This is a genomic window from Cloacibacterium normanense, from assembly GCF_002943105.1.
GTDB lineage: Bacteria > Bacteroidota > Bacteroidia > Flavobacteriales > Weeksellaceae > Cloacibacterium.
The window spans coordinates 149,582-161,507 of sequence record NZ_PTPZ01000002.1; the positions used below are offsets into that span (position 1 = coordinate 149,582).

Here is an 11,926-nt window from a genome sequence, read left to right on the forward strand (position 1 = left end):
CTTGCGCAAGTGCAGCCATATCTCTTCCCGCCATTCCACCGTAAGTGATAAAACCTTCATAAATAATGGTAAAATTAGACGCTTTTCTGAAAATTCCCTCGTCATTTAAAGCGATAAAACCACCAATATTCACCAAACCATCTTTTTTAGAACTCATGGTCATCCCAATTCCGTAAGAAAACATTTCTTTACAGATTTCTTTGATGCTCCAATTTTTGTAATTTTCTTCTCTTTGTTTGATGAAATAAGCATTTTCAGCAAATCTCGCAGCATCAAAAATCACCGGAATTCCGTATTGATCCGAGAGTTTTTTAACCGCTTTTATATTTTCCAAAGAAACAGGTTGTCCGCCAGAAGTATTGCAAGTAACGGTAATCAAACAAAACGGAATTTGTTCTTTTGGATAAGACTGGTAAACTTTTTCTAATTTTTGAACATCTAAATTTCCTTTGAAAGGATGAAGATTTTCTATATCAAAAGCCTCATCAATCGTACAATCTACGGCATGAGCTTTTCTGAATTCTATATGTCCTTTAGTCGTGTCAAAATGAGAATTTCCAGGAATCATGTCATTTTCTTTAATCATCGTAGAAAAAAGCACATTTTCTGCTGCTCTACCTTGATGAACGGGTAAAAGAAACTGAAATCCCGTTAATTTTTCGACTTGTTTTTGGAGTTTTTCGAAAGAGCGAGAACCTGCATAAGATTCATCTCCTGTCATGAGTTCTCCCCATTGTTTATCACTCATTGCTCCCGTTCCTGAATCGGTAAGCAAATCGATAAAAACCTGAGAGGATTTTAAATTAAATAAGTTATAATGTGCTTCTTGAAGCCAAATTTCTCTTTGTTCGCGTGTAGATTGCGAAATTTCTTCCACCATTTTTATGCGGAAGGGTTCTGCGTAAGGAAGTTTCATTTTAGATTAAGATTAAGGTTGAGGTTGAGTGAATTACACTACCATTTTTTGACAAAATTTTAAATTTCTAAACCTTTGTCTTTACCTAAATCTCATTCCGGTGCTTTGAAAACGTTTTTATCACTGTGGAAACCTGCCACTCCACCAGAAACTGCAAATTTCATAGCTTCGGCAGCGTTCATTCCCACTACAGGTTTTATGTTTTTTTCTTCAGTGACAATTACCCAGCCAGAAATAGCGTAAGAATGAGGCAAATACACCGCCACAAAATTGTGTTTTTCTACTTCACCCATTTCTTTTTGAGTCAAAAATCCTATTCTCCAGATTTCTGGATTTTCATTGGTTTTTACCCAAACTGGCGTGTTAAATTTCTTTTTATCTCCTACAAATGAAGACATTACATCTTTAGTAGGTGTGTAAATATGTTTTACTCCTGGTGTTTTTTCTAAAAAATGGTCTAAACTCTCGAAAACGACTTTCCCAAAAACAAATTTGTTAAAGAAATAACCTACTCCAGAAATAAATAGAATCAAAGACAAAAAACCAACTCCAGTTCTATTGAGGAAAGGGAAGAATTTTTCAAACGGAATAATGTTATCAATCGTGTCAAAAACCAAAAAAATGAGATACAAAGTCGCGGCGATAGGACCAATGATAATCAGTCCTTTCAAGAAAGATTTCACGAAAAGATTTAAGTAGTCTTCGGGTTTTGGCTTTTTAATTCTCACTTTCTTAAAAATATCGCAGTAAAGATAATAATTTCATAAACTTTCTGATAAAAAATGTAAACTAAATTTTAATGTTTCATTCTACTTTTACCACACCAAAATATTAACAACTATTAAATCACAAGACCTATGAAAAATTTACAGAAAATGAGTGCAAGTTTATTTGCATTATTGGTAAGCTTTTTAGCATTTGCTCAAGAAAAAGCAGTAGAAGTAACCACTTCTACCACTACCACCACAGAAGAATGGTACACTAATCCGCTTTATTGGGTTATAGGAGCAGTAGCTCTTATTGCAATTATCGCGATTGTATCAAGAAGTGGCAACAAAGATTAATCCCTTTAATTTCACCAAAAAGCTCATCAAAAATTGATGAGCTTTTTTATTTTTAACCATGAATGGTTTCTTTATTTCCGTAAGATTTTATGATTTCGCCTTCATATTCTAACCATTCTTCCCAGCGTTTGTTTACTTTTTCTGGGTCGCCTAATTGTCTTGCGAAACCGATGAAAGTGGTGTAATGATTGGCTTCAGAAATCATGAGTTCTTTGTAGAATTCTTTCAGCTCTTCATCTTTTATGTTTTCTGTCAAAACTTTAAAACGCTCACAACTTCTCGCCTCAATCATCGCTGCGAAAAGCATTTTATCTATAATTAAATCTTCTCTACTTCCTTGAATAATGAATTTAAAAAGTTGATTTACATAATCGTCTTTTCTGGTTCTTCCTAAAATATAACCTCTCTTTTTGATGATTTCGTGAACTTGATTGAAATGGTCCATTTCTTCTTGTGCAATTGCCAAAAGTTCGGTCACAATTTCTGTATATTCAGGAATCATGGTGATTAAACCAATCGCATTAGTGGCAGCTTTTTGTTCGCACCAAGCGTGATCTGTAAGGATTTCTTCTAAATTTCCTTCTGCTATATTTGCCCAACGTGGATCTGTAGGTAATTTTAATTTGAACATTTTATTTCTAATTTTTTGCAAATTTACATTAATTCTCGGCAGTTTTCTTTCTTAGAAATTCTAAAACTTTCCAGCCGTAATCGTCTACTTTTTTCAAAACTTCTGCAAAAAGAATAGCTAAAATCACATTCAAAACATATACAATCACCATCAAAATCCAAATATTTACGCTGTCTTTAAGAGGCGGAATTAAAAAATACACTACTGAAGAGCTCATTCCTTGCGCAAAATAATAGAAAATAGCATTTTTCCCGATGTAGTTAATGAAATTGTCTTTGGTGATTTTCAATCGGTTATACAATACAAAAATGGTCACCAAAGAAAGTAAACTCCAAACAATGTAAGGAATTTTTGGCGGAAACTTTTGCTTATTGAATTTATAGAAAACTTCGTTCCCAAAATACCAGAAAACCAAAACCAAACTCAAAGCTACCAATCCATACAAAACAGGAACAAAAACATTTTTAATTTTTTTTCCTTTTAATTGAGTGGCGATTAAGAAAATGGCAAGATAAAAAGCAACATAACCAACTTGTCCGCTCGGATAATATGGCGCAAAGTTTTTCATCACATCATTATCAATATTGAAATAAACAGTGAGCGCTAAACAAACTCCTATTAACCATTTGATATGTTTTGGGAAAAATTTCAAGGCTAAAACTCCAAAAACAGTTACAATGTAATAGACTTTAAGATACCAAAAACTTCCCATCACCACAGGAAAACTATCACAATTGCTATAACTATGAAGCCACCAATTGCCAAGCATATCCCAATTAAATGCTGAATCTAGATTAGGTACACCATATTTAGTTCCGAAAACGGTGTAATAAGATTGCATTCTTTCTGCTCCAAAAATATTAAAAATTCCGAGTTTCATAAATCCATCCAAGAAAAATAAGAACGTCACGAAAATCATATAGGTGACTTGAAGTTTCAGCAATCTGTACAAAGTTTTCTCTACATTATTCCCAGAAGTTAAGCCACTTAAAGCAAAAAACACCGGAACGTCTATGAGTAAACTCAGCGTTCTCACTTCCGAAGGAAGATAAAGTTGACCACTCCAAAAAGCGGTATGAATAAAAATAATAGAAAGAGTAGCCAAGCCTTTGGCAAAATCAATGTAGAGGTCTCGTTTCATATAGTTTATTAAGTAATTTCAAATTTACAATTTATCAGTGTAAATAAAAAATTTTAGCATTATTGTGGATAACTCAAAAATATTTCTTACTTTTGCACCCTGAATTAACTAAAAAAATTATAAACAATGTTAGCAATCGTAGAGATAGCAGGGCTTCAATACAAAGTTGAGCAAAACCAAAAGTTGTTTGTAAACCGTCTAAAAGGAGAAAAAGGAGACAAAGTTTCTTTTGACAAAGTTCTTCTTACTATTGACGGAGCAATCACTGTAGGTGCCCCAGCTGTAGAGGGTGTTTCTGTTCAAGCAGAAATCCTAGACCATGTACAAGCAGATAAAGTAATCGTTTTCAAAAAGAAAAGAAGAAAAGGTTACAAAGTGAAAAATGGTCACAGACAACAATTAACTCAAATTCAAATTGTATCAATTGGTGGTGCAGATGCTCCAAAAGCTAAAAAAGCTACCAAAAAAGAAACAACTGAAGAAGTAGTAGCAGAAGAAAAACCAGCTAAAAAACCAGCTGCTAAGAAAACTGCAAAAAAAGACACTGAAGATTAATTTTAAAAACCAAAAAACCTTAAAATAAAATGGCACACAAGAAAGGAGTTGGTAGTTCCAAAAACGGTAGAGAATCTCACTCTAAAAGATTAGGTGTGAAGATTTTCGGTGGACAAAACGCTATTGCTGGTAATATTATTGTAAGACAAAGAGGTACTCAACACCACCCAGGTGAAAACGTGGGAATGGGTAAAGACCACACTTTGCATGCATTAGTAGACGGCAAAGTAGTTTTTACTAAGAAAGCAAACAACAGATCTTTTGTATCTGTAGAACCAAACGCATAATTTAAGCGTTATAAAAATTTAGAAACCTCAGCTTTTCGCTGAGGTTTTTTTATGTTATTATTCATCAAAAAATTTCTTTGTCATTGCCTTGAAAATCTGTAACTTCGCTACCCTTTTTATTTAAACTTTTTATGAAGAAAATATTATCAACTATTGCATGCATTTTATTTTTATCAACCAATGCCCAAATCAAAATTTTATTTGATGCTACAAAAGCCGAAATGGCAGGAAACGCAGATTGGGTAATTGATGCAGATTCTAAATCTGGTGGAGAATCTAATCCACAAAGAATTCCCACTCCTGCACAAAGCGGAATTACCGCTTCTACCTCAGAAACTTATTGGACTGGCGGAATAAGTGCATGGGCAATTGATTTAGTAAAACAAGGATACTATGTAGAAACACTCCCAAAAACAGAAGGTGTAATTTCTTATGGAAATCCAAATAACGACCAAGATTTATCTAATTACAAAGTATTTATCGTTACCGAGCCAAATAGCCAATTTACGATGGCAGAAAAAGACGCTATTATTAATTTCGTGAAAAACGGAGGCGGACTTTATATGATTGCCGACCATGACAATAGTGATAGAAATGGTGACGGTTGGGATTCTCCAGCCATTTGGAACGATTTAGTTTCTACCAATTCTGTAGTTGCCAATCCTTTCGGGATTACCTTTGATGTAGTAAGTTTTTCACAAACCACTACTAATTTTGCGAATATTCCCTCTAATACTATTTTAAATGGAAGTGCTGGAACTCCTAGAGCTATGCAGTTTTCTGCGGGTGCAAGTATGATGCTTAATAAAACCGCTAATCCTTCCGTTCAAGGTTTGGTTTTTAAAACAGGAGCTTCAACCACAGGAACCACCAATGTAATGTTTGCTACTGCAACTTACGGAGCTGGGAAAGTCTGTGCATTAGGAGACAGTTCTGTTCCTGATGATGGAACTGGTGATACTGGAGACACATTGTATGATGGCTATTTCACAGATGCTTCAGGAAATCACAGACCTCTTTTAATTAATTCTGTAATTTGGCTAGCTACATCTTCAGGATTAGCCACAGATGACATTATGAAACCAGAACTTTCGGTAAATATTTATCCTAATCCAAGTAGTGATTATGTTTATGTGCAAAGCAAAAATTCAGAAAAATACCACTTAACCTTAATCGATTCTTCTGGAAAAGTTTTGCAAAGTATTCCTAACACAGACAAGATTAGCATAACCTCTTATCCTAAAGGAATTTACTACTTAGTCATCAAAAATGATAAAGGTTTTAAAAACTTTAAAGTCGAAAAAAAATAATTCCACACCAACCGAAGAACTTCTTCGGTTTTTTTTATTTATTTTTGAGAAAATTCTCAACAAATGAAAATCAATACATTCACTATGGCATTAGCGGGATTATTCCTCGCCTCGTGCTCATCACAAGTTATGAAAAATTCATTGAACTATCCTGAAACCAAAAAAGTAGAACATACGGACGAATATTTTGGGACTAAAGTAGCAGATCCTTACCGATGGTTAGAAGACGATCGTGCTGAAGATACTAAAGATTGGGTTCAGCGTGAAGTGGCTTTTACACAAAATTATCTTAGTCAAATTCCGTTTCGTGAAGAAATTCGTGCACAGTTAAAAAACATTTGGAACTACGAGAAAATCTCAGCTCCATTTAAAGAAGGAGATTATACATATTTCTACAAAAATGACGGTTTACAAGCACAATCTGTACTCTACAGAACAGATAAAAATGGCAACACCGAAGTTTTCCTTGACCCAAATAAATTTTCAGAAAAAGGAACTACTTCTATGTCTGGCTTGTCTTTTAACAAAAAAGGAACACTTGCAGCTTACAATATTTCTGAAGGAGGAAGCGATTGGCAAAAAATTGTCATCATCAATGCAATTACCAAAGAAAAAATAGACGAAACCATTACCGATGTTAAATTTTCTGGCGCTTCTTGGTTGGGAGACGAAGGTTTTTTCTACTCTAGTTACGGAAAAGTACAAGGCTCTGAACTTTCTGTAAAAACAGACATGCACAAAGTCTATTTCCATAAATTAGGGACCAAGCAATCTGAAGACAAACATATCATCGGCGATGAAAATTTCAAACGCAGATACATGAACATTGGCGTTTCAGATGACGAAAGATTCTTGATTCTAAGTGCTGCAACTGCAACCAACGGAAATGAATTGTACGTCAAAGACCTTAAAAACAATACAGATTGGATTGCTATTCAAAAAGGATATGATTACAATACCGATGTTTTAGACACCAAAGGAGATTTTATCTACATCATGACCGATAAAAATGCTCCAAATATGAAATTGCAGAAATTTGACATTAAAAACCCTTCTGTTTGGACAGACGTTATCCCAGAAACCGAAAACGTTCTAAGCGCTTCAACTGGTGGTGGTTATATCTTCGCTAAATATATGAAAGATGCTGTCTCTTACATGAAACAGTTTGATTATAACGGTAAATTAATTAGAGAAATCACTCTTCCTGGAATTGGCACCGCTTCTAATATTGGAGGCAAAGAAACTGCAAAAGAATTGTATTACTCTTTCAGCAATTATATCACGCCGGGAACTACTTATAAATTTAATGTAGAAAATGGAACTTCTGAAATTTACCAAAAACCAAATGTAAAATTCAATCCAGAAGATTATGTTTCTGAGCAAGTATTTTTCACTTCAAAAGATGGAACAAAAGTGCCGATGATGATTTCTTACAAAAAAGGAATTAAACTAAACGGTAAAAATCCATCTATTTTATACGGTTACGGCGGTTTCAATATTTCTGTAACTCCAAATTTCTCAGTAGTGAATGCAATCTGGATGGAAAATGGCGGAATTTATGCCGTTCCGAATCTTAGAGGAGGAGGCGAATATGGCAAAAAATGGCACGTTGCAGGAACACAAATGCAAAAGAAAAATGTTTTTGAAGATTTTATAGCTGCGGGTGAATATTTACAGAAAAACGGCTACACTTCGCCAGAATTCATGGCACTTTCTGGTCGTTCAAACGGTGGTTTATTAGTTGGCGCAACTATGACGATGAGACCTGATTTAGCGAAAGTAGCTTTCCCAGGGGTTGGTGTTCTTGATATGTTGAGATACAATAAATTTACAGCAGGAGCTGGTTGGTCATTCGATTACGGAACAGCGGAAGATTCAAAAGAAATGTTCGAATATTTGAAATCTTATTCACCAGTTCACAATGTGAGAAAAGGCGTTTGTTATCCTTCTACGATGATTATCACGAGCGATCATGATGACAGAGTAGTTCCGGCGCACTCTTTTAAATTCGGGGCAGAATTACAAGAAAAACAAAGTTGTAACAACCCTGCTTTAATCAGAATTGAAGTAAATGCAGGACACGGAGCTGGTAGAAGTACAGACCAAGTCATCGGCGAAAACACAGATTTGATGAGTTTTGCACTCTATGAAATGGGAATTAAAGAATTGAAAAAATAATTACTAATCTACCATAAAATCAAACCGCAGAAATTTCTGCGGTTTATTTTTTGAATAAATTTTTTAAAAATCCTTTTTCTTTTTTAGACTTTTCTTTTTGATTTCCAGAATCTTGCAAACCTAACTTTTGCTTTACCTGTTTTACCGTTTTCTCGATTTTTTCTACATTTTTACCCACCAAAGTTTTCTTTAAACCTTCTTCTACTCCTTTCCAAAGCAAATTAAAAAATGACTTCGTAGGATTTCTAGTGGTGTGAACTTCTACATTTTCTGTTTCGGATTTAGAATTGGTTCGGACGATTAAATTTGTAACGGCACTCATCAATTTCTTCTCTTTTCTCGTCTTTTCATCTAAAACCGTCACCTTCACATTTTCATGTTTCATCGTGTAATTTCCAGAAATCTCATTTCTGTTTCCTTTGAAATTAAATCGCACTTCGTGAATATTCCCTTCTACTTTTTTATGAGAATAGGGTGTAACAAAAGCGTTAATACTTTCGGCTGGTAAATCATTAATTTGCCCTGAAATCGAAAAGTCATCCTGAAGATTTGCCGTATCAAAACTCCAGTTTACTTTCATAGGCGCTACATTCATAAATTGGGTGTGAATTTTAATCGGAACAACCGTATTTTTGAAACCTTTATTTGAATTCAGATTCTGTGCATTTAAATTAAATTGGCTAAACGTCAATCTTCCAGGTTTATTTCCATTCGGCAAATCTTCTTCATAAACAAAATTTGAATTTCTAATGTTCAAATTTTTCACCAAAAGAGGAAATTTTATGGAACGGAGCAATTCACTGTAAAGTTTTTTTCTAGTTAGATCATCTTTAGGACTTTTACTTCTATAAATTTGAGCTTGTAAATTGATAATCATTACATTATCAACATTTATTTTCGGTTGGCTATCTTTTAATTTCCAATGAAAATCAGTAATTCTCGTTTGTGCAATTTTTACATTATACCAATCTTTTTCGGTAGAAATTTTAGAAGTAAATTGGGTTTTAGTAAACTTGGGCTGTAAATGCAATCCTCTTAAATCCATAGAATTTTTTTGAAAATCAGCATTATTAATGAACAACTGATAGAATTTTCCAGCATCTAAAAATATATTTCTTCCCGAAATTTGGTGATTTTCATATCGAAAAGGCAATTCATTTTTGGGATTTTTTTCATCTAAAACCAATTGTTCAAAATGAGCATTCACATTGTCTACGGAAAATTTGTTTTGTCCGTTTTTGATAATTTTTGCTTTTCCATTATCAAAGAAAACATTTTGTAATTCAACAGTATAAATAAAAGGTTTATTTTTGTTTTTATTCTGATTTTCAGATGTATACATCGTTAAATTCGGTTCAGAAAACCGAACTTCAGACAAACTGATTTTATTCTTCTTCAGCACAATATCTTTGAAATTCATTTTTTGAGAAGAAATATCCAAAAGTGATTTTCTAGGGAATTTTCTCGAAGATTCAGAAAAATTCATCAAAGGTTTCATTGAAAAATCTGTAACAGACATTTGTCCATTTTCTGTATTAATTTCGGAAGCTGAAATGTGATACACTTCATCTGGATAAAATTGAAATGCTTTACTTTTTATAGAATATTGGTCAAAAACAATGGGCAATTTACGCGACACCTCTTTCTCTGTAAGTTTCAGATTTTCAATATTTAAACTTAAATTTTCAATTGACAAAAATTTACTTTTATCAAATTTTAAAATTTCAATATTGCCGTTTTCAATCATCAAATTTTTAGAAATCAAAGGTTGCTTATTTTTCTTATCACCTTGTTGATTTTCAGGTAGAACAATCTGAAGATTTGGACGAAAAAGCTTTAAGTATTTAGCATTAATTTTCTTATTTAGAATGGCATCATAAATCCCTAGATTTGAAATAAAAAGAGAATCTACAGTTCCGTTAAGCTGTAAAACGTTTTGATTATCTGTGATTTTTGGAGTAATTTTAAGTTTACTTGCAGAAATATTTCCGCTTACAAATTCTATGTTTAAATTCTGATAATGAATATGATACGGGGATTTATTTTCGATGTACTGCGGCAAATGATGCTGCAACCAATAATGGAAATACAGATTTGCCGAAACCAAAAGCACAGCAAACCCAAAAATAACGGAAAATAGAATTCGTAAAGCTCTCTTCATAGAGCAAAAGTATTTGGTTATTAGCTTTTTGGGTTACAAGATTACAGCATTTTCTTATTTTATTTTAAGTTTTATAATTCAGTTATATCATTGAATATCAAGTTCAATCACATAACCTTCGTGGCTTCTCACATTGATAAAATCTCCTTCATTAAAATACAAATACTGTCCTTTAATTCCTTTTAACACCCCTTCAAACTCTGGTTTAGAATCTAGGGTGAAAGAATTAATTTTCGCAGGCGGTTCATACGGAAAGTCTAAACGCACCATTTCTTGACCATCAATCGAAAAATTTTTAAAATCTTTAGGAAAAAGTTCCGCAATCTGGTTGCGAAAATCCAATAAATCTACATCGCTTTCTCTGTCGTCTTGAAGCATTTTTCTCCAATTGGTTTTATCTGCAATATGTTTTTTGAGCTCTACTTCTATCATTCCCGCTTCGTAGCGGTTTTCAGTTTTTGCAATCGGCAAGGCAAAAGTCGCACCTTGATCAATCCAACGAGTTGGAACTTGACTTTCGCGCGTTACCCCAACTTTTACATCACCTGTATAAGCCAAATAAACAATATGCGGCTGCAATTGTATCTCTTTTTCTATTTCTAAATCACGCTCTTCAATCCCAAGATGTGCTGTAGAAAGTTCTGGCTTCAAAATCGTATCACTTGCATAAGGACTTTCGAAAAAACATTTTTTACAAAATCCCATTCTATAGATTTTTTCATCTTTACCACATTCTACACACTGATAGCCAACATGTTTTATTGTAAAATTTTTACCAAATAGCTGATTCATAGAAATTAAATCTCCTGAAAGATTGAGGTAATACTGAATTGGATTCCCGAGAACGGAAGACATTTTGAGAATTTGTCCTTTAAATTGCATTGCGAAAATTTTGAGTAAAAATAAGGAAAAAGATATTAAATGTTTCGCTGATTTTACTGATTGAGCATAATTATAAAGAATCAGCCTAATTTGCTCAATCTGCGCAAAAATTTATTTTATATTTGACCATAATCATTTCCAAATTCTTAAATTTGCTATTCTTTGTAAAACGCACAAATGAATTATTTAGTAACAGGCGGTTCTGGATTTATTGGTTCACATTTGGTAGAACATTTGTTGAAAGATGGACATTTTGTCATTTTTGAATAAAAGCTTTATATTTCCTTAAATTTTTAAGTCAAAGCGATAACTAATTTCACTATTCACCCAAAACAAAATACCAAAATGGCATAAAAATTTTTGTGGAATGGTTTTTGAGAAACAGATAAAACAATTATATTAGAACATTATTAAAAATTAAGTTTAGATTTTATAAATCTGTTGAAAATCAGATAGAAAAATTTTGAAATCTCACCTAATTTTATACTTTTGCAAAAAATTTAAATATTATGTATTGGACATTAGAATTAGCTTCATATTTAAGCGACGCACCTTGGCCGATGACTAAAGCAGAGCTTATCGATTATGCTATTAGAACAGGTGCACCAATGGAAGTAGTAGAAAATCTTCAAGCCATTGAAGACGAAGGAGAAATCTATGAAAGCATAGAAGAAGTCTGGAGTGATTATCCTACAGACGAAGACTTCCTCTGGAACGAAGACGAATACTAAAAAATGCAGTCGGCTGTCGGCAATCGGCAATCGGCTTTTTTTTGAATTTTTATAAATTTAACATTAATAT

General features: G+C 33.3%; 11 protein-coding genes and 2 pseudogenes. 7 read left to right on the top strand and 6 right to left on the bottom strand.

Annotation, left to right across the window (positions count from 1 at the left end; translation table 11 throughout):
* Window positions 1-916: pseudogene (locus C3729_RS03705) on the bottom strand (tryptophanase); the annotation flags it as partial.
* A 92-nt stretch (window positions 917-1,008) separates the two neighbouring features.
* A complete protein-coding gene (locus C3729_RS03710; RefSeq protein WP_104793209.1) occupies window positions 1,009-1,638 on the bottom strand; it encodes a DUF502 domain-containing protein in 630 nt (209 codons plus the stop codon).
* Between the two features lie 135 nt (window positions 1,639-1,773).
* Between C3729_RS03710 and C3729_RS03715 the strand changes: the two genes are divergently transcribed.
* On the top strand, window positions 1,774-1,980 hold the full coding sequence (locus C3729_RS03715; protein ID WP_133159935.1) for a hypothetical protein: 207 nt from the start codon (window positions 1,774-1,776) through the stop codon (window positions 1,978-1,980).
* 52 nt (window positions 1,981-2,032) lie between these two features.
* On the opposite strand, the gene C3729_RS03720 is transcribed toward C3729_RS03715, so the two are convergent.
* Together C3729_RS03720 and C3729_RS03725 are read right to left on the bottom strand one after the other, a co-directional pair.
* Entirely contained in the window at window positions 2,033-2,611 is a 579-nt protein-coding gene (locus tag C3729_RS03720) for a tRNA-(ms[2]io[6]A)-hydroxylase (RefSeq protein ID WP_104792928.1), read from the bottom strand.
* A 28-nt stretch (window positions 2,612-2,639) separates the two neighbouring features.
* Complete coding sequence (locus C3729_RS03725; protein WP_104792929.1) at window positions 2,640-3,752, bottom strand: acyltransferase family protein; 1,113 nt, start codon at window positions 3,750-3,752, stop codon at window positions 2,640-2,642.
* A gap of 126 nt (window positions 3,753-3,878) precedes the next feature.
* Between C3729_RS03725 and rplU the strand changes: the two genes are divergently transcribed.
* The 4 genes from rplU to C3729_RS03745 all read left to right on the top strand — a co-directional run bounded on the left by rplU (window position 3,879) and on the right by C3729_RS03745 (window position 8,082).
* Window positions 3,879-4,307, top strand: coding sequence for a 50S ribosomal protein L21 (gene rplU, locus C3729_RS03730; RefSeq protein WP_104792930.1), 429 nt, complete (start codon window positions 3,879-3,881; stop codon window positions 4,305-4,307).
* A gap of 29 nt (window positions 4,308-4,336) precedes the next feature.
* Window positions 4,337-4,594: a 50S ribosomal protein L27 gene (rpmA, locus tag C3729_RS03735; protein WP_104792931.1), complete on the top strand. Its 258-nt coding sequence runs from the start codon at window positions 4,337-4,339 to the stop codon at window positions 4,592-4,594.
* 131 nt (window positions 4,595-4,725) lie between these two features.
* Window positions 4,726-5,904: a T9SS type A sorting domain-containing protein gene (locus tag C3729_RS03740; RefSeq protein WP_104792932.1), complete on the top strand. Its 1,179-nt coding sequence runs from the start codon at window positions 4,726-4,728 to the stop codon at window positions 5,902-5,904.
* A gap of 63 nt (window positions 5,905-5,967) precedes the next feature.
* A complete protein-coding gene (locus tag C3729_RS03745) occupies window positions 5,968-8,082 on the top strand; it encodes a prolyl oligopeptidase family serine peptidase (protein WP_104792933.1) in 2,115 nt (704 codons plus the stop codon).
* A gap of 43 nt (window positions 8,083-8,125) precedes the next feature.
* On the opposite strand, the gene C3729_RS03750 is transcribed toward C3729_RS03745, so the two are convergent.
* On the bottom strand, window positions 8,126-10,243 hold the full coding sequence (locus C3729_RS03750; protein WP_104792934.1) for a hypothetical protein: 2,118 nt from the start codon (window positions 10,241-10,243) through the stop codon (window positions 8,126-8,128).
* 87 nt (window positions 10,244-10,330) lie between these two features.
* The gene (locus C3729_RS03755) at window positions 10,331-11,125 is read right to left on the bottom strand and encodes a DUF2797 domain-containing protein (RefSeq protein WP_104792935.1); all 795 of its coding nucleotides are present in this window, start codon (window positions 11,123-11,125) and stop codon (window positions 10,331-10,333) included.
* Window positions 11,126-11,302: 177 nt separating this feature from the next.
* Between C3729_RS03755 and C3729_RS13170 the strand changes: the two are divergent.
* Window positions 11,303-11,386 (top strand): annotated as a pseudogene (locus tag C3729_RS13170) (NAD-dependent epimerase/dehydratase family protein); the annotation flags it as partial.
* Between the two features lie 248 nt (window positions 11,387-11,634).
* Window positions 11,635-11,856 carry a DUF2795 domain-containing protein gene (locus C3729_RS03760; protein WP_002662059.1) on the top strand — a complete coding sequence of 74 codons (222 nt, stop codon included), beginning with the start codon at window positions 11,635-11,637 and terminating at the stop codon, window positions 11,854-11,856.
* Window positions 11,857-11,926 lie beyond the last annotated feature (70 nt).

Coding starts and splice junctions, on each gene's coding strand:
- C3729_RS03715 (WP_133159935.1), top strand. CDS start 1,774: ATGAAAAATTTACAGAAAATGAGTGCAAGTTTATTTGCATTATTGGTA.
- C3729_RS03720 (WP_104792928.1), bottom strand. CDS start 2,611: ATGTTCAAATTAAAATTACCTACAGATCCACGTTGGGCAAATATAGCA.
- C3729_RS03725 (WP_104792929.1), bottom strand. CDS start 3,752: ATGAAACGAGACCTCTACATTGATTTTGCCAAAGGCTTGGCTACTCTT.
- rplU (WP_104792930.1), top strand. CDS start 3,879: ATGTTAGCAATCGTAGAGATAGCAGGGCTTCAATACAAAGTTGAGCAA.
- rpmA (WP_104792931.1), top strand. CDS start 4,337: ATGGCACACAAGAAAGGAGTTGGTAGTTCCAAAAACGGTAGAGAATCT.
- C3729_RS03740 (WP_104792932.1), top strand. CDS start 4,726: ATGAAGAAAATATTATCAACTATTGCATGCATTTTATTTTTATCAACC.
- C3729_RS03745 (WP_104792933.1), top strand. CDS start 5,968: ATGAAAATCAATACATTCACTATGGCATTAGCGGGATTATTCCTCGCC.
- C3729_RS03750 (WP_104792934.1), bottom strand. CDS start 10,243: ATGAAGAGAGCTTTACGAATTCTATTTTCCGTTATTTTTGGGTTTGCT.
- C3729_RS03755 (WP_104792935.1), bottom strand. CDS start 11,125: ATGCAATTTAAAGGACAAATTCTCAAAATGTCTTCCGTTCTCGGGAAT.
- C3729_RS03760 (WP_002662059.1), top strand. CDS start 11,635: ATGTATTGGACATTAGAATTAGCTTCATATTTAAGCGACGCACCTTGG.